Below are 16,716 nucleotides of genomic sequence, written 5' to 3' on the forward strand. Positions count from 1 at the left end.
GCGACCCGCGCGGTCAGGTCCCGCCGCGGAGCGCCGCGATCGGCTCGATCGCCGCGGCCTTGAGGGCCGGGTAGGTGCCGGCGAGGAGGCCGACCACGCCGCCGAGGAGCGCCGCACCGAGGGCCATGCGGACGTCGAGGATCGGCGTCCACTCCTGCACCACGGAGACGACGACCACGGCCATCACGCCCAGCGCGGCCCCGACGAGGCCGCCCAGCAGCCCGACGACGACCGACTCCACGACGAACTGCGCACCGATGTCGCGTCGGGTCGCCCCCAGCGCGCGCCGCAGCCCGATCTCGCCGACCCGCTCCATGACCGAGAGCAGCGTGATGTTGGCGATCCCCACCCCGCCGACGAGGAGCGCGATGCCGCCGAGCGCGAGGAAGATCGCGTTGACGTCCGCCTGGACGTTCTCCCGCAGCGCCGAGCCCGACGTGGGCGCCTTGACCACGAAGCCCTCCGGGGCGTTGGGGTCCAGCGCGACGGGCGCCTGCCGCGCCACGACGCTCCCCGCGCCCGTCGCGATCCGCAGCTGCAGCTCCTCCGGGGCGCCGACCCCGAAGTCGGCGCGCGCCGTCCCGGCGGGGAGGATCACGGCGTCCAGCAGGCCGGTGCGACGCTGCACGTCGTCGACGATCCCCATCACCGTGTACGACCGCTCGCCCACGAAGACCGACGGCTGACGGTCCACGCGGTTGATCCCGAGCCGCTCGGCCGCGCGGGCCCCGAGCACCGCGACACGGTCGGCGCGCGCGTCGTGCCCGGCGTCGAAGAACCGACCGGTGACGACCTCGCCCCGCACCGCGCCCAGGAGCCCCGGCGTCGCGGCGACGACGTCCGGGCTCGCCTGAGCGGCGACGGACGGGTCGTTGACGGGCACCGCCGTGACGGACGCCCCCGCGACGTCCACGGCCGCGACCGCCCCTGCCTCCTCGACGCCTGCGAGGCGCAGCACGCGCTCGGGGCCGTCCCACGGGAGCCGGGCGACGGCGCGCTCCTCGCCCGACATGAGCGTCGTCGTCTTCGGCTCGACGACGACCTGCGTCGCCGCGACCGCGTCGAACTGCTTGCTGATCTGCCCGGCGGCGGTCTGCGCGAGGCCGACCGTCACGACGACGGACGCGATCCCCAGGACGGTCCCGAGCACGGTGAGCAGGAGCCGGCCGGGCCGCGCGGCGATCCCGTGCGCCGCCTCGGCGAAGAGGTCGCGCGCCCCGAACCGGTCGCGCCCGCGCACGCGCAGCCGGGCGTCGCGCCCGGGACGCGCGGCGCCCCGCCGGCGCGCGTGCCGGACCCGGTCCCACGGCCCCCTCACCGGTCCAGCTCCTCGAGCCGGCCGTCCGCGATCCGCACGCGCCGCTCGGCGCGCGCGGAGACGACCGGGTCGTGCGTGATGACGGCCAGCGTGAGCCCGTCCCCGTGGAGCTCGTCGAACAGGTCCATGACCTCCGCCGAGTTCGTCGAGTCGAGGTTGCCCGTGGGCTCGTCCGCGAGCAGCAGGTGCGGCGCGGCGACGATCGCCCGGGCGACCGCGACCCGCTGGCGCTCGCCCCCCGAGAGGGTGGTCGGGTGGAACGTCGTCCGGTGCGTGAGGTGCACGCGTTCGAGCGCCGTGCGGGCCCGCTCCTCGCGCTCCCCGCGCGGCACGCCGCTGTACAGGGTCGCGAGCAGGACGTTGTCGAGCACCGTGCGCTGCGGCAGCAGGTGGAAGGACTGGAAGACGAAGCCGATCCGACCGCCGCGCAGGCTCGAGCGCACCGACTCCGACGCGCTCCCGGTCGGGACGCCGTCGAGCAGGTACTCGCCCGACGTCGGCCGGTCGAGGAGGCCCAGGATGTTGAGCAGCGTGGACTTGCCCGAGCCCGACGGGCCGATGATCGACACGTACTCGCCGGGGTCCACGCGCAGGCTCACTCCCCGGAGCGCGTCCACCCGGGGCGGACCCGGGAAGCTGCGCGACACGTCGACGAGGTCGACGACGGCGGCGGGGACGCTCCCGCCCCCGGTGCCGTCGGCCGACCCGTCGGTCGACGTCGTGCCGTCGGGCGGTCCCGGGGCCACCGCGTCGGGGCCGCCGCCGGGATCGGTCCCCGGGAGCCCCAGCTCGGTCCAGGTCACTCGCCGACCACCACCAGGTCGCCCTCGTCGAGCTCGCCGTCGGCGGAGACGATCTCGACGAACCCTTGCGCCGCGAGCCCCGTCTCGACGTCCACGAGCTCGGTCGTCGCGTCCGCGCCCGACCCGCGCCGGACCTCGACGCGGGACTCGCCCCCCGGCCCCGCGGTGAGCGCCGCGAGCGGGACGGCGAGCACCTCGCCCCCCGTCGAGCTGACCGGGACGCGGATGCGCACGTTCTGGCCCTGCAGGGCGGTGACCTGCTCGGGCGTGAGGGCGTCGGGGGTCAGCGAGACCGTGAAGCGACCGGCGCCCCCGCCCTTCTCGTCGCCCTCGCCCTCGCCGTCCTTCGCCGCCGACGCCGGCTCGACCGCCGTCACGGTCGCCGTCGCCTCGGAGTCGTCCGGCAGCGTGAGCGTCGCGGCCGCTCCGACCTCGAGCAGCTCGGCGTCGGACGCCGCCGCCGACGCCTCGAGCACGAGCGTCGCCCCGGACACGGACATGACCGGACCCTCGATCGTGCTGCCCCGCTCGACCTGCACCTCGTCGACGCGGCGGGGGAGCCCGGCGAGGAAGAGGACCTCGCTCGCCGGCAGCGCCGTCAGGGTCTGCGTCCGTGCCTCCTCGAGGGCCTCCTGCGCGTCGGCGAGCTGGCGCCGCGCCGACTCGACGCCCGCGCTCTCCGCCGCCGTCTGGCGCGGACGGTCGAGCTCGGCCCGCTGCGCCTGCGCGAGCCGGAGCTCGTCCTGCGCGCCCGCGACGTCGCCGCCCTCGGCCTGCGCCGCCGCCACCGCGCGCTCCGCGGCACGCACGGCGTTGTCGGCCTGCAGCTTCTCCACGTCGGTCGCGCCGGTCTGCGCCGCCGCGAGCGCGGCGCGCGCCCCGTCGAGCGCGTCCTCCGCCGCGCGCACGCCCTCGCGCGCGCTCGACAGCGCGAGCGCGGCCTCCTCCGCGGCCGACGGCGCCGGGTAGCCGACCTGCGCGTAGAGCTTCTCGACGGCGGTGGCCGTCGCGGCGTCGTAGAGGTCGCTGTCGGCGCGCCCGGGGTCGATGCCGACGGCACCGAGCGCCGCCTTGAGCTGGAGCACGTCGGGACCGGAGACCCCCACGCGCAGCGACCGGTACGCCGGGAGCTCGCCCGGGAGCACGATCACGGGGCGCCCCGCGATCTCCAGCGCGACGCCCGCCGCGCCCAGCTCCGCGCCGACCTCGGGGACCTGACCCGTGACGACGGCGGGACCACCCAGGTCGCCGGTCTCGATCTTCACCGACACCGCGTCGTCGTACGTCGCGTCCGCGCGCAGCGTCACGTCGTTGGCGAGCGTCCGCCGCTCCACGGGCACGGTGATGAGGCCCGCCTCGGGAGGCTCGGCGTCGGCGGCCGCCTGCGCCGGCGAGACGACGAGACGGCTGAGCACGATGCCCGCCACCAGGCTGAGCACCGCGACGCCGGCGACGAACCACACCAGGCGGTGCCCCGTCAGCGAGAGCCGGCGGCGCCCGCGGCCGTCCTGCGGGTCCCGCTCCGCGGGGTCCTCCGTCGCCGCGTCGAGGAGCCGGGTGTCGTCCACGCTCACCGCTGGGCCTCCGCCATGAGGTCGCGGATCGTCTCCAGCTCCGCCTGGTGCTCCTCGACGAAGGCCGTCTCGAGGTCGATCTGCACGTCCAGGTGCACCTCCTGGTAGCCGACCTCCTTCTGGCAGGCTGCGTCGGCGACGGCGGTGTCCCGCTCGAGGGTCTTGGCCGCCTCGAGGGTCTCCTCGCTCGGTCCCTCCGGGTCGGCACCCTCCCACAGCGCGTTCGAGCGCTCCATCATGTCGTCCATCGCCTCCTGCGGTGAGGCGTAGCCGGTGAAGCCCGCGTCGGCCATGCACCCGGCCCACGCGGAGTCGACCTCCTTGAGGCGCGGGTCGGCGGCGATGTCCTCGTAGAGCTGGGTCGTCGCCTCGTTGAACGCCGTCATCTCCTCGCTCTCCCAGAGGGCGTTCTGGTCGCCGTAGACCTCCTCCTGCGCGGCACCCTGGCAGCCGGCCGTCGACGGGTCGTACTCCGGCATCTCCTCGTCCTCGTCGTACTCCATGCTCGCCATGTCGCCGTAGAGCGCCTCGTAGTAGGCGGTCTGCTCCGACTCGGACATGGCCTCCACGTACTCCTGGTTCGGGTCGACCCAGGCGTCCATCTCCGCCTGCTCCTCCGCGGACGGCTCCTCGTAGATGGTGAAGCCGTACCCGTACTCCGCCGCGTACTGCTCCGGGTCGCGCTCGGCGTCCTCCTCGGACGTGAAGCTCATCCCGGACTGGTCGACCGGCTGGTACTCGAACCCCTGCTCGGTCATGCAGCGGGCGGTCGCCTCCTCGATCTCCCGCTGCTCCGCCTGCATCTTCTCCTCGTCCCAGTCCCCGTAGACGTCCTCGAAGAAGGCGGTCAGAGGGCTGTCCGCCTCGGAGGTCGACGGTTCTGCGCCCGACGAGCACGCCCCGAGCAGGAGCGCACCCCCCATCACCATCGCGGTGGTGGTGGCGCGAGCCGTGAGTCGTCGTGTCATGTCGTGCATCCCCTGTCTGGTGTTCCTGGCTGTGGGCGGAGCGGTCGAGTACGTCGGACGTCGTCGTGACGGTCGGTCAGTAGCGGATGGCGTCGATCACCTTGACGCGGACGGCGACGAGCGCCGGGAGGAGACCCGCGAGCGCGCCGATCCCGACGGCGGCGAGCATCCCGGTCACCGCGGCGGAGAACGGGAAGCCGGGGGCGTCCTGGACGGCCGAGCCCATGAGCGCGTCGAGCGGGAGGTTGTGCAGCGCGACGACCGCGACGGTCACGCCCAGCACGCCCGCGACGGTCGTCGCGACGACGCTCTCCATCATCACGGAGAAGAAGACGCGGCCCGAGCTCGCCCCGAAGCTCCGGCGGATCCCGATCTCGCGGATCCGGTAGCGCACGGTGACGAGCGCGATGTTGACGAGCCCGAGCCCGCCGAGCAGGAGCGCGATCACGCTGACGCCGAGCACGACCCAGCGGATCGCACCGTCGACCACGCCGTAGCTCGCCGAGTCGGACCGGTAGACCTCGGCCTGCGTGCCGCTGATCGCGCCCGCGACGTCACGCTGGATCGCCTCGACGAGCTCGTCGGGGACCCACAGCTCGAGCCGCGGCGGCCCGGTCATCTCCAGCGACTCCGGTGTGACCCAGGCCGACTGGGCGTCCACGAGGACGTAGGCCTGCGGCTCGGCCTGCGGCCAGTCGTCCGGGAACGCCCCGACGACGGTCGCGACCACCGGGTTGTCGCCCCCGATCGTCACGGTCGGGTGCTCGGCCACGGTCACGCCGCCGAGCGCGTCGAGGAACGCCTGGTTGACGACGAGCGCGGGCGCGAGGCGGTCGGCGTCGGCGTCGGTGAACCACCGTCCCGACGTCACCTCGAAGCGGTGCATCGTGGCCCAGTCGGCCTCGACGCCGGTCGTGTAGACCTCGCGCGTGCCGTCGGGGAAGCGGACGGGCGCCGGCGCGTCGCGCAGCATCGACGAGTAGCCGATCGCGTAGCGCTCGACGACCTCGTCGAACACGCGCTCGTACTCCTCGGGCGCGGGCATGACGCTCCCGCTCTCGCCGGTCGGCCAGGCCGACACCTGGAGCGTGGCGGCGCGACCGCCCCAGCGGTCGTTCTGCTCGGCGGAGACCTGGCGCAGCATCTCGCCGGCCGCGGAGATCGCCGTGATCGCGCAGACCGCGACGGCGACGCCGACGAGCGCGAGCAGGACGCGGACCTTGTGGACCCGCAGCTCGTCCCACGCCTCGAGGACGGCGCCGACGACCCCGGTCACGCGGCGTCCCCCGCGCGCGGGGCGGAGCCGTGCGAGGCGACCAAAGGCCGCGCGACGTGCTCCGCCTGGTCGTCGCCGGCCTCCAGCGCGGGCGCGGTGGCGCCCTCCGCCCCGGGGCCGTAGGGCCCCGCGACGTCCTGGGTCCCGGGGTGTGCGCCCGGGGCGTCGAGCGACGCGAGCGAGCCGGCGCTGCGCGCGCTGATGGCGATCGGGGTGAGCACGCCGTCGGCGAGCCGGAACTGGCGGGCCGCGCGCGACGCGACCGCGAGGTCGTGCGTGATGGCGATGAGCGCCGACCCGTTCTCGCGCGCGATCGTGTCGAGCAGGTTCATGACCTCGCTGCCCGTGTCGACGTCGAGCGCGCCCGTGGGCTCGTCGGCGAGGATCACGCGGGGCACGCGCACGAGCGCACGGGCGATGGCGACGCGCTGCTGCTCGCCGCCCGAGAGCTTCTCCGGGCGGGTGTCGAGGCGGTCGCCGAGCCCGACGCGGTCGAGCATCTCCGCGGCCAGCGTCCGGCGCTGCCAGAACTGCCGGCCGCGCGCGTACAGCAGCGGCGCGACGACGTTCTCGAGCGCCGTGCGGCCCTGGAGGAGGTTGAACTGCTGGAAGACGAACCCGAAGTCCGTCCCGCGGCGACGCGCCCGGGCGCGTCCGGAGAGCCGGCCGATGGGGACGCCGTCGAGCAGGTACTCGCCGCCGGTCGGGGTGTCGAGGAGCCCGAGGATGTTGAGCAGGGTGGACTTGCCGGTGCCCGACCGCCCGACGATCGAGACGTGCTCTCCGGCGTCGACGGTGAGGTCGATGCCGCGCAGGATCTCCAGCTCGCGGTCGTCGGGGAGGAGGACGGAGCGGGCGACCCCGCTCAGCTCCAGGAGGCTCATCCCCCGACCACCTCGCCGGTCAGGGGGTCGACGACCGGCACGACGTCCTGGCCGGGCACGAACTCGAGGACCTCGTCGCCCTCGGCGAGCCCCTCGGTGACCTGGACGACGCTGCCGTCGGTGAGGCCGAGGGTGACGGCGCGCTCCTCGGGCTCGCCGTCGGCGCCGACGACCCACACCTTGCCCTGCTCGACCCGGCCGAGCACCGCGGTCACGGGCACGACGAGGGCGCCCTCGACCGAGCCGGCGGTGATCTCGAGCTCGGCGGCGAGCCCGGCGAAGACGGTGACGTCGCCCGGCACGGCGCACGTGACGCTCGCCGAGGTCGCGCCCGCGGCGGGGTCGGTCGCGCCGTCCTCGGGCGTCCCGGCGGGAGCGGCGGCAGTGCCCATGCGCAGGTTCGTGCAGGTGAACGGTGCGGGCCCGCCGGTGACGGTGACCGTCGCCTCGGTCGGGATCTGGAGCAGGCGGAACTGCTGCTCGGCGACCATGCTGCCCGTGACGGAGAGCGTCCCGGGGGAGACCGACGCGAAGTCCTCGCCGACGGCGACCTCCTGGTCCTTCAGAGCGGTGAACGTGGCGACCGTGCCGGCGGTGGTGGCCTTCACGGTCTCCTTCGTCACCTTCGGCCGGCGCTCGGTGACCGTGACCTCGCCCGTCTCGGGGTCGGTCTTCGTCACCGGCTCCTGCGGCTCGGTGAGCGTCACCTCGAGCAGCGGCGCACCGGCCTCGACGACGTCGCCGGGCTGGGCGTGCACCGCCGTCACGACGCCGCGCTGCGTGACCTTCTGCGGCGCGGCCGGGTCCGCGACGATCTGCCCGGTCAGGGTGACGGTGTTGGTGACGTCGCCCGTGGTCACGGTCACGCGCGGCTCGACGAGCTCCGCGGACGGCACGGCCGGGTCCGCGGGGGGCTCGGGCGCCGACCGGAAGGCGATCACGGCGAGCGCGGCGGCGATGACCCCCCAGACGACGATGCGGAGGGCGGGGAAGACGATCCGGCGGGTGATACCCACGTGCGGGCTCCTGGGCGACGGTGACGGGACGACGGTGACGGTCGGTGAGAGGGTGCTGCGAGGGCGGTCGGGTGGACGCCCGGCCCGAGGCTAGGGGGTGCGGACCGGGGGCGTCGTCATCCCTGGGGAGGAGTTCCGTCGCGTTCTCTCCACCCAGAGGTCACCTATCGGTAAGGGGCCGAACGCCCCCGCGCGGGGCGACGGGGAACGGACGAGGGTGCGCAAAGGCGTGCGAGGGCGCAAGAGGGCAGCGTGGAGCAGCGACGACGCCACGACACGATCCCCCTCACCGGCCCGACGGCCGTCCCCCCTGACGAGATGCGGGCGAGACTATACCGTGGCACGGAGAAAAGACAGGGGCCCTGCCGGACGACGAGGCACGTCGCCCGCCCGGCCCCCGGGGCTCCCCGTTCGGGCGCCCCGGCACGAGGCGTCAGGCGGCCCGGCAGGAGGCGTCAGGCGCCCCGGCAGGAGGCGTCAGACGACCGTGACCCCGAGCGAGCGCCCCGCGAGGCCGCGCGGCCTCCGCGCGAGCCCGAGCGCGACGTCGTGCAGCGCGACGGCCGCGGGCGAACCGGGGTCGGCGAGCACCACGGGGGTGCCGCCGTCGCCCGCCTCGCGCAGCGACACGTCGAGCGGGACCTGGCCGAGGAGCGGGACGTCGGTCCCGGTGGCGCGGGACAGGTTCGCCGCGACGCGCTCACCTCCGCCGGACCCGAAGACCTCCAGCCGCGACCCGTCGGGCTGCTCGAGCCACGACATGTTCTCGACGACGCCCACCACGCCCTGCTGCGTCTGCGTGGCGACCGAGCCCGCGCGCTCCGCGACCTCGGCGGCCGCGACCTGGGGCGTCGTGACGACGACGATCTCGCTGCCCGGCAGGAGCTGCGCCACGGAGATCGCGATGTCCCCCGTCCCGGGCGGCAGGTCGAGGAGCAGGACGTCGAGGTCGCCCCAGAACACGTCCGCGAGGAACTGCTGGAGCGCCCGGTGCAGCATGGGGCCACGCCACACGACCGGCTGGCCGGGCGGGACGAACATGCCGATCGAGACGACCTTCACCCCGTGCGCGATCGGCGGCAGGAGCATGTTGTCCACGCGCGTGGGCTGCCGGTCGACGCCCAGCATGCGCGGGATCGAGAACCCGTAGATGTCCGCGTCGACGACGCCGACCTCGAGGCCCTGCGCCGCGAGCGCGACCGCGAGGTTCGCCGTGACGGACGACTTGCCCACACCGCCCTTGCCGGACGCGATCGCGTAGACCCTGGTCAGCGACTCCGGCTTCGCGAACGGGATCTCGGGCTCGCCCACGCCGCCGCGCAGCATCGTGCGCAGCTCGGCGCGCTGCTCCGCGCTCATGACGCCCAGGTCCACGCGCACGTCCGCCACGCCGTCGACCGCGCGCACGGCGGCGGCGACGTCGCGCGAGAGCGTGTCGCGCATCGGGCACGTCGCGACCGTGAGGTCCACGCCCACCGTCACGACGGCGCCCGGCGCCCCGGGCGCGACCGCGACCGAGCGGATCATGCCGAGGTCCGTGACGGGGCGGCGGATCTCCGGGTCGAGGACCGAGGTGAGGGCCTGCCGGACGGCGTGCTCGAGCGGGTCTGCAACAGGGTCGGGCATGGACCCATCGTAGGCGCGCCGGCGCCGCGGTCCGCCGGGCCCTAGGTCCCGGGACGGACGTGAGGCGCATCGCACGCCGTGGTGCGCCGAACGGGTCTACGGTGCACGGATGGACGCCCTGGCCTCCCTCGCACGGGACAGCGAGCTGTTCGGCGACGCCGTGCGCAGCGCGCCCCCGGACGCGCGCGTGCCGTCGTGCCCCGAGTGGACCGGCGCGGACCTGCTCTACCACCTCGCGGAGGTGCAGGACTTCTGGGCGCGCGTCGTCGGGCCCACCCCCGGGCACGGCCTCGACGGCGACGACGTCACCCCGCTCGCGCGGCCGTCGTCGGACGCGGAGCTGCCCGCGCTGCTGCAGCGCTCGACGAGCCGGCTCGTCGCCGCCCTCACGGGTCGCGACCCGGCGGAGCCGTGCTGGTCGTGGCACGACGACGGCCGCCACGTCGGCTGGGTCGTGCGCCGGCAGGCGCACGAGGCGCTGATCCACCGCGCGGACGCCGAGCTCACGGCCGGCCGGGACGTCACGCCCGCCGACCCGGACGTCGCGGCGGACGGCGTCGACGAGGTGCTGTCGGTGATGATCGACGGCGTGCCCGGCTGGGGCGTGTTCACGCCCGACGGCGCGACGGTGTCGGTCGTCGTGGACGGGTTCGGGGAGCGGCCCCGGAGCTGGGAGCTCGCGTTCGGGCGCTTCACCGGGACGGGCCCCGAGTCGGGCACCGCGTACGACCTCGACGTCGCGCAGCTCGTGGACCTCCCCGGCTCGACCACGACGCAGGTCTCCGGCCCCGCGTGGGCGCTCGACCTGTGGCTGTGGGGCCGGGGCCCGGCCGACGGCCTGGCCATCGAGGGTGACCCCGCGCTCGTCGAGCGCTTGCGCCGCGTGGCGGCCGAGGGCACGCGGTAGCGGATCCTGAGATCGACCCGAGCGGCCGAGATCGACCCTCGGGGGGTCGATCTGGCGACGGGCGGGTCGATCTCGCGTCAGCGGTCGGAGGGTTCGTCGTCGGGCTGGCGGGCCGACTTCTCCTCCAGCTCTTCCAGCAGGTTGCGGATCTCGGAGCGCACGAAGTCGCGCGTGGCCACCTCGCTCAGCGCGATGCGCAGCGCGGCCATCTCGCGCGCGAGGTACTCGGTGTCGGCGAGGTTGCGCTCCGCGCGCTGCCGGTCCTGCTCGGCGGTGACGCGGTCGCGGTCGTCCTGGCGGTTCTGCGCGAGCAGGATGAGCGGCGCCGCGTACGACGCCTGGAGCGAGAGCATGAGCGTGAGCGCGGTGAACCCGAACTCCGCGGAGTCGAACCGCAGGCCCTCCGGCCCCCACGAGTTCCAGATGATCCACACCGCGCAGAACACGGTGAGGTAGACGAGGAACCGGGGCGTGCCCAGGAACCGGGCGATGCCCTCGGTCGCGCGGCCGACCGCGTCCTGGTCGACCTTGACCCGCGGGATGAGGGAGCGCCGCGCGCTCTTCGGGGTGTCGAGGCGGTCAGCCACGGGTCACCCCCGTCGCGCCGCCGCGGGCCGCGGGACGCGGCAGCGCGCCGGGCGCGAGCGTGGCGCGCGCCTGCTCGGTGTCCACGTCGTCGTCCGTCTCGCGCCAGTCGTCCGGGAGCATGTGGTCGAGCACGTCGTCGACGCTGATCGCGCCGAGCAGGCGCTTCTCCGCGTCGAGCACGGGGACGCACAGGAGGTCGTACGTCGCGAGGATGCGCGTGACGCGCCCCAGGGGAGCGTCGGGAGCGACGCCCTCGACGTCGGAGTCGAGCACCGAGCCGACGGCCGCGTGCGGGGGCTCGCGCAGCAGCCGCTGGAAGTGCGCGACGCCGAGGAACCGGCCCGTGGGCGTCTCGAGCGGGGGCCGGGCGACGAACACCATCGACGCGAGCGCGGGGGCGAGGTCCTTGCGCCGGATCTGCGCGAGCGCGGTGGCGATGGTCGTCTCGGGGCCGAGCACGACCGGCTCGGACGTCATGAGACCGCCCGCGGTGTCCTCCGCGTAGGCGAGCAGGCGGCGCACGTCGCGCGCCTCCTCCGGCTCCATGAGCTCGAGGAGCTGCGCGGCCTGCGCCTCGGGGAGCTCGTGCAGCAGGTCCGCCGCGTCGTCGGGCTGCATCGCCTCGAGGACGTCGGCGGCGCGGTCGGTGTCGAGGCCGGAGAGGATCGCGACCTGGTCGTCCTCGGGCAGCTCCTCGAGGACGTCGGCGAGGCGCTCGTTGTCGAGCGCGCCCGCGACCTCGAGCCGGCGCGTGTCGCCCAGGTCGTGGATGACGTCGGCGAGGTCGGCGGGCTTGAGGTCGTCGTAGGCGGCCAGGAGCATCGCGGCGCCCTGCGCCTCGGTGCTGCCCGCCAGGCCGGTGACCGCCCCCACGTCCACGACGATCGCGTCGCCCCGTCGGCGCAGGCCGAGCGTGCCCTTGTGCTGCGCGCGGCGCCGCACGTACAGCTTGGTGACGAGCCAGTCGCCGGTGCGCTGCCGCTCGATCGCGAGGTCCTCGACCGTCGCCGAGCCCGACCCGTCGACGAGCTCGACCGTGCGCTCCAGCAGCTCGCTGACGGCGAGCGTCTCCATCGCGCGCTGCTCGAACCGCCGCATGTTCACCAGGCCCGTCGAGATGACCTGGCCCGCGTCGATGCTCGTGACGCGCGTGAGCGGGAGGAAGACCCGGCGTCTCCCGGGCACCTCGACCACGAGGCCCACGGCGCGGGGCGCGCCCTTGGGCCGGATGAGCACGACGACGTCCCGCACCCGTCCGACCTGGTCGCCGATGGGGTCGAACACGCTGGTCCCGGCCAGGCGCGCGACGAAGACGGTGGTGGCTGCGCTCACGCCGCCAGCCTACGCACGCGCCCGGGCCGCCGCGCGCTCCTGAGACGGGTGGCGCCCTCGGGCGGCCAGGATCCGCGGGTGCGCGGAGGGGCGGGCCTCGCGCGGTCGGCACGAGTAGGACAGACTGGGCGAATGAGCATGTCACGCCCGGGTGCCGTCCCCCGTGTCCCCACCCCGCCCCGTGGTGAGGAGATCGCGTCGTACGCGACCTACCTCGAGGCGCAGAAGGCGGTCGACTTCCTCTCCGACAACAAGTTCGCGGTCGAGCTCGTGACGATCGTCGGCACCGACCTCAAGATGGTCGAGCGCGTGACGGGCCGGCTCACGTACGGGCGGGTCGCGATCGCGGGCGCGGCGTCCGGCGCGTGGTTCGGACTCTTCGTCGGCCTGCTGCTCTTCATGTTCTCCGGCCAGGGCGGGTTCGTCCTCACGGCCATCGCGATCGGCGCCGGGTTCGGCCTCCTCTTCTCCGTGCTGTCGTACGCCCTCACGCAGGGCAAGCGCGACTTCACGTCGCAGAGCCAGATCGTCGCCTCGTCGTACGGGATCCTCTGCGCGCCCGAGCGCGCGGGCGACGCGCGCCAGCTCCTCGCGCGGATGCCGGAGGGCGCGGGCGGGGTCCGTGCCCCGGCCGTCCCGGCGAACCCGACGTGGGGCACGCCCGGAGCGACCCCGCCTCCCGCGGCTCCCACGCCGACCGCCCCGGCGCCCGAGCCGACGTCGGGCGCCGGCCCGGCGCCCACGCCCCCGGTCGCGCCGCCCGCCCGGACGCCCGACCCCCGCTGGACCACGCCGACCGGGGAGCCGCGCTACGGCGCCATGCGACCGACGTCGGACCAGCCGGCCGACGCGGAGCCCGGCACCGAGCGGGCCCCGGGAGCGCAGCAGCCGGACCAGCCCGAGCGTCCCGCCTGACGGACGACGAGGGCAGGCCGCCTCAGGCGCGCAGGCGCGCCATCCAGGCCTCCACGTCCTCGGGGCGGCGGGGGAGCGCGGCCGAGAGGTTCTCGTTGCCGTCGGCGGTCACGAGCACGTCGTCCTCGATGCGGACGCCGATCCCGCGGTACTCCTCCGGGACCGCCAGGTCGTCCGCCTTGAAGTACAGACCGGGCTCGATCGTGAAGACCATGCCGGGCTGCAGGATCCCGTCGAGGTAGAGCTCGCGGCGCGCCTGCGCGCAGTCGTGCACGTCCAGGCCCAGGTGGTGGCTCGTGCCGTGCACCATCCAGCGACGGTGCTGCTGCCCCTCGGGCGAGAGCGACTCGGCGGCGCTCACCGGGAGCAGGCCCCACTCCTCCAGGCGCGCGGCGACGACCTCCATCGCGGCGGCGTGCACGTCGCGGAAGCGCGCGCCCGGCACGGCGACGGCGAACGCGGCGTCCGCGGCGTCGAGCACCGCCTGGTACACGCGGCGCTGGACCTCGGTGAACTCGCCGTCGACGGGCAGCGTGCGCGTGACGTCCGCCGTGTAGAGCGAGTCGACCTCGACGCCCGCGTCGAGCAGCACCAGCTCGCCCGTGCGCACGACGCCATCGTTGCGGATCCAGTGCAGCGTCGTCGCGTGCTCGCCGGCCGCGGCGATCGTCTCGTAGCCGACCGTGTTGCCCTCGAGGCGCGCGTGGGCGTCGAACGTCGTCTCGATGACGCGCTCGCCGCGCCGGTGCTCGACGGCGCGCGGGAGGTTCCGCACGACCTCCTCGAAGCCCGCGATCGTGGCGGCGACGGCCTCGCGCATCTGCTCGACCTCGTGGGCGTCCTTGACGAGCCGCAGCTCGGAGACGGCCTCGACGAGCGCGGCGTCGGTGCGCCGGTAGGCGGCCTCCGCCCGGGCGAGCCACTCGGCCTCGGTGAGCTCCTGGTCCTGGGCGCCCTCGACGTCGTCCAGCCCGGCCTCCGCGCGGATCGCCTCGACGAGCGCCTCCACGGCCTCGTCGGCGCCCGCGACGACGAGCAGCGTCACCCCGCCCGGGCCGACGTCCTTGGCGAGCGCGTCGCGCAGCTCGTCGACGTGGCGAGCCTCGACGCCCGTGGCCGCCGCGACGTCGTCGAGCGACGGCCGCGCGCCGACCCAGAACTCGCCGTAGCGCGAGTCGGCGTAGAACTCCTCGGTGTCGCGCGCGGCGAGCGGGCGCACGTAGAGCACGGCGTGGTGGTCCGAGCCGCCGTCGCCGGTCCCGGGCTCCACGGGGTGCAGCACGAGCACCGCGTCGGGCTCCTGGTCCGTGCCGTAGCCGGTGAGGTGCGCGAACGCCGAGTGCGGGCGGAACCGGTAGTCGGTGTCGTTCGAGCGCGTCTTCAGCGGCCCGGCGGGCACCACGAGGCGCGCGCCCGGGAACCGGGCGGACAGCGCGGCGCGGCGGGCGACGGTGTACGGGGCGGCCGGGAGGGGCTCGACGTCGAGCTCCGCGCGCGGCGCCCAGCCGCTCGTGATGAAGGCCTTGAACGCGTCGGAGTCGGGGCGCTGGGAGCGGTTGCTGCCGCGCGCGGCCAGGTCCTGGCCGTCGCCGGCGCTGTCGGGTGCCTGGTCGGGCGTCTCGGACGTGGGCTCGGGCGTGACGGGGGTGGCGTCGGTCATGCCCCCAGTCTCGCACCGCGCACGCGGCCGAAGTCCGCGAGCGCGCGCCCGAGCACGCGGTTGAAGGCCTCGGGGGCCTCGCTGTTGACGTCGTGGCCGGCGCGCGGCACGACGACGAGCGCGGCGTCCGCGGCGGCGGCGAGGTAGCGCTGCTCGTCGAGGCGCATGTGGTCGCGGGCGCCGTTGACGAGCCAGACGGGCACGTCGACGTCGCGCACGTGGGCGAGCCACGAGCGGCCCGCGAGCTGGGTGAGGGCGTCGGTCACGACGTGCCAACCGGGTGCGGCCGGAGCGGGGGCACCCGCGTCGGCCGGACCGGCGAGCGCGTACGACGACGCGGCGCCGCCCGGGAGCGAGCGCCCGCCGCGGGCGATCGTGCTCCACGCCGCCGCGCTCGTGCGCGCCGCCCAGCGCGCCCCGCGCCCGACGGCGCCCCCGCCCGCCACGACGAGGCGTGCGACGTCGCGGTACAGCGCGACGGGCTTGCCCTTGGGGTCCGACGTGCAGGCCGCGGCGACCACGCCCGCGAGGTTCGCGGGGCGGCGGGCCGCCCAGGCGAGCGACGTGTAGCCGCCGAGCGAGAGCCCGACCAGCGCGACGCGACGGTCCGGTCCGAACGAGGCGGCGGCCTCGTCGAGCACCTCGAAGGACCGGTCGAGCGTGAACCGCTCGTGCGCGAGGGCGCCGTGCGCGGGCAGGTCCACGGCGACGGCGTCGTGCCCGAGGGCGCGCACGTGGTCGACCTGGTGGTCCCAGATCGCGCCGGACGTGCGCATGCCGTGCACGAAGACGACGGCGGGCGGGCGCTCCGGGCCGTCGGCGGGCGCGTCGGTGCGGGGGGCGGGCGGGGCGAGCAGGACGGGGGCGTGCGTCGTGGGGGTCATCGCTCCCGACTGTGGCACCCGAGCCTGGGACGGCCGTGGGGAGGGGCGGCGCCCCGTGTGCACATCGTGTGCGGGTCCCGTGCCGCCGACCCGGTGTCCCGTCACTATCCTGGGACCCGTGCGCATCGACCTCCACACCCACTCGACCGCGTCGGACGGCACGGACGCGCCGGGGGAGGTAGTCGAGGCCGCGGCCGCGGCCGGGCTCGACGTCGTCGCGCTCACGGACCACGACACGACCGCCGGCTGGGCGCAGGCGACGGACGCGGCGCTGCGCCACGGCGTCGCGCTCGTGCGCGGCGCGGAGATCTCGGCCCGCTCGGGCGGCATCAGCGTGCACCTGCTCTCCTACCTGCACGACCCGGCGCACGCGGCGCTCCTCGCGGAGCTCGACCGCACGCGCGACGCGCGCACGAGCCGGGCGCGGCGGATGGTCGACCTCATCGCCGAGGACTACCCGATCACGTGGGATGATGTGCTCGCGCAGACCGTCGAGGGCACGACGATCGGGCGGCCGCACATCGCGGACGCGCTCGTCGCCGCAGGGCTCTCGCCCGACCGCTCGGCGGCGTTCGCGACGATCCTCGCCACCGACACCCCGTACTACGTGCCCCACTACGCGCCCGACGCCGTCGCGGCGGTGCGGGGCATCCGTGCCGCGGGGGGTGTGCCCGTCTTCGCCCACCCGGGCGCGGACGGCCGAGGGCGCGTCGTGTCCGACGCGGTGATCGAGGAGATGACGGCGGCGGGGCTCGCGGGGCTCGAGGTGTTCCACCGCGACCACGACGAGCGTCAGCGCGCACGGCTCGAGGACCTGGCCCGCACCCTGGGCCTGTTCGTCACCGGGTCGAGCGACTACCACGGGGCCGGCAAACCGAACCGGCTCGGGGAGAACACGACAGCACCGACCGTGCTGGAGCAGATCGAGGAGCTGGGACAGTTGGACGTGATCCGATGATCGGACG

At 75.3% G+C, this 16,716-nt stretch carries 15 protein-coding genes; 3 read left to right on the top strand and 12 right to left on the bottom strand.

Annotated features, from left to right (window positions below; translation table 11 throughout):
- Nucleotides 1-13: 13 nt before the first annotated feature.
- The 8 genes from ABWU78_RS10600 to ABWU78_RS10635 all read right to left on the bottom strand — a co-directional run bounded on the left by ABWU78_RS10600 (nucleotide 14) and on the right by ABWU78_RS10635 (nucleotide 9,465).
- A complete protein-coding gene (locus ABWU78_RS10600; RefSeq protein WP_439158352.1) occupies nucleotides 14-1,246 on the bottom strand; it encodes an ABC transporter permease in 1,233 nt (410 codons plus the stop codon).
- A gap of 68 nt (nucleotides 1,247-1,314) precedes the next feature.
- Nucleotides 1,315-1,965, bottom strand: a complete 651-nt coding sequence (locus ABWU78_RS10605) for an ABC transporter ATP-binding protein (protein WP_253051431.1) — start codon at nucleotides 1,963-1,965, stop codon at nucleotides 1,315-1,317.
- A gap of 152 nt (nucleotides 1,966-2,117) precedes the next feature.
- Entirely contained in the window at nucleotides 2,118-3,695 is a 1,578-nt protein-coding gene (locus ABWU78_RS10610; protein WP_439158321.1) for a hypothetical protein, read from the bottom strand.
- The gene (locus ABWU78_RS10615; RefSeq protein WP_353707879.1) at nucleotides 3,692-4,663 is read right to left on the bottom strand and encodes a hypothetical protein; all 972 of its coding nucleotides are present in this window, start codon (nucleotides 4,661-4,663) and stop codon (nucleotides 3,692-3,694) included. The genes ABWU78_RS10610 and ABWU78_RS10615 overlap by 4 nt, the downstream gene beginning before the upstream one ends.
- A 76-nt stretch (nucleotides 4,664-4,739) precedes the next feature.
- Nucleotides 4,740-5,939 carry an ABC transporter permease gene (locus ABWU78_RS10620; RefSeq protein ID WP_439158322.1) on the bottom strand — a complete coding sequence of 400 codons (1,200 nt, stop codon included), beginning with the start codon at nucleotides 5,937-5,939 and terminating at the stop codon, nucleotides 4,740-4,742.
- The gene (locus tag ABWU78_RS10625) at nucleotides 5,936-6,823 is read right to left on the bottom strand and encodes an ABC transporter ATP-binding protein (RefSeq protein ID WP_439158323.1); all 888 of its coding nucleotides are present in this window, start codon (nucleotides 6,821-6,823) and stop codon (nucleotides 5,936-5,938) included. The genes ABWU78_RS10620 and ABWU78_RS10625 overlap by 4 nt, the downstream gene beginning before the upstream one ends.
- Nucleotides 6,820-7,839, bottom strand: coding sequence for an efflux RND transporter periplasmic adaptor subunit (locus ABWU78_RS10630; RefSeq protein ID WP_439158324.1), 1,020 nt, complete (start codon nucleotides 7,837-7,839; stop codon nucleotides 6,820-6,822). The genes ABWU78_RS10625 and ABWU78_RS10630 overlap by 4 nt, the downstream gene beginning before the upstream one ends.
- Nucleotides 7,840-8,316: 477 nt before the next feature.
- Nucleotides 8,317-9,465, bottom strand: coding sequence for an Mrp/NBP35 family ATP-binding protein (locus ABWU78_RS10635; RefSeq protein WP_439158325.1), 1,149 nt, complete (start codon nucleotides 9,463-9,465; stop codon nucleotides 8,317-8,319).
- Nucleotides 9,466-9,574: 109 nt separating this feature from the next.
- Here ABWU78_RS10635 and ABWU78_RS10640 point away from each other — a divergent pair, with 109 nt between their 5' ends.
- Nucleotides 9,575-10,372 (top strand): maleylpyruvate isomerase family mycothiol-dependent enzyme, encoded by a 798-nt coding sequence (locus ABWU78_RS10640; protein WP_439158326.1) that lies wholly within the window; start codon nucleotides 9,575-9,577, stop codon nucleotides 10,370-10,372.
- A gap of 77 nt (nucleotides 10,373-10,449) precedes the next feature.
- Here the strand turns inward: ABWU78_RS10640 and ABWU78_RS10645 are convergent, their stop codons facing one another.
- Both ABWU78_RS10645 and ABWU78_RS10650 read right to left on the bottom strand, forming a co-directional pair.
- On the bottom strand, nucleotides 10,450-10,959 hold the full coding sequence (locus ABWU78_RS10645) for a DUF1003 domain-containing protein (RefSeq protein WP_253050923.1): 510 nt from the start codon (nucleotides 10,957-10,959) through the stop codon (nucleotides 10,450-10,452).
- Nucleotides 10,952-12,292, bottom strand: coding sequence for a magnesium transporter MgtE N-terminal domain-containing protein (locus tag ABWU78_RS10650; RefSeq protein WP_253050924.1), 1,341 nt, complete (start codon nucleotides 12,290-12,292; stop codon nucleotides 10,952-10,954). The genes ABWU78_RS10645 and ABWU78_RS10650 overlap by 8 nt, the downstream gene beginning before the upstream one ends.
- Nucleotides 12,293-12,424: 132 nt before the next feature.
- Here ABWU78_RS10650 and ABWU78_RS10655 point away from each other — a divergent pair, with 132 nt between their 5' ends.
- Entirely contained in the window at nucleotides 12,425-13,207 is a 783-nt protein-coding gene (locus tag ABWU78_RS10655; RefSeq protein WP_439158327.1) for a general stress protein, read from the top strand.
- Between the two features lie 22 nt (nucleotides 13,208-13,229).
- Here the strand turns inward: ABWU78_RS10655 and ABWU78_RS10660 are convergent, their stop codons facing one another.
- Entirely contained in the window at nucleotides 13,230-14,867 is a 1,638-nt protein-coding gene (locus ABWU78_RS10660) for an aminopeptidase P family protein (RefSeq protein ID WP_353707886.1), read from the bottom strand.
- Nucleotides 14,864-15,751 (bottom strand): alpha/beta fold hydrolase, encoded by an 888-nt coding sequence (locus tag ABWU78_RS10665; protein ID WP_439158328.1) that lies wholly within the window; start codon nucleotides 15,749-15,751, stop codon nucleotides 14,864-14,866. The genes ABWU78_RS10660 and ABWU78_RS10665 overlap by 4 nt, the downstream gene beginning before the upstream one ends.
- Nucleotides 15,752-15,869: 118 nt before the next feature.
- On the opposite strand from ABWU78_RS10665, the gene ABWU78_RS10670 reads away from it, so the two are divergent.
- Nucleotides 15,870-16,709: a PHP domain-containing protein gene (locus ABWU78_RS10670; protein WP_264031786.1), complete on the top strand. Its 840-nt coding sequence runs from the start codon at nucleotides 15,870-15,872 to the stop codon at nucleotides 16,707-16,709.
- Nucleotides 16,710-16,716: the final 7 nt, after the last annotated feature.

Origin of the sequence: Cellulosimicrobium sp. CpK407 (genome assembly GCF_051844275.1) — a bacterium.
GTDB lineage: Bacteria > Actinomycetota > Actinomycetes > Actinomycetales > Cellulomonadaceae > Cellulosimicrobium > Cellulosimicrobium cellulans_G.

Bases quoted from the DNA above. Each gene is read 5' to 3' on its own strand.
- ABWU78_RS10615 (WP_353707879.1), bottom strand. From the start codon at position 4,663: ATGACACGACGACTCACGGCTCGCGCCACCACCACCGCGATGGTGATG.
- ABWU78_RS10625 (WP_439158323.1), bottom strand. From the start codon at position 6,823: ATGAGCCTCCTGGAGCTGAGCGGGGTCGCCCGCTCCGTCCTCCTCCCC.
- ABWU78_RS10635 (WP_439158325.1), bottom strand. From the start codon at position 9,465: ATGCCCGACCCTGTTGCAGACCCGCTCGAGCACGCCGTCCGGCAGGCC.
- ABWU78_RS10640 (WP_439158326.1), top strand. From the start codon at position 9,575: ATGGACGCCCTGGCCTCCCTCGCACGGGACAGCGAGCTGTTCGGCGAC.
- ABWU78_RS10655 (WP_439158327.1), top strand. From the start codon at position 12,425: ATGAGCATGTCACGCCCGGGTGCCGTCCCCCGTGTCCCCACCCCGCCC.
- ABWU78_RS10660 (WP_353707886.1), bottom strand. From the start codon at position 14,867: ATGACCGACGCCACCCCCGTCACGCCCGAGCCCACGTCCGAGACGCCC.
- ABWU78_RS10665 (WP_439158328.1), bottom strand. From the start codon at position 15,751: ATGACCCCCACGACGCACGCCCCCGTCCTGCTCGCCCCGCCCGCCCCC.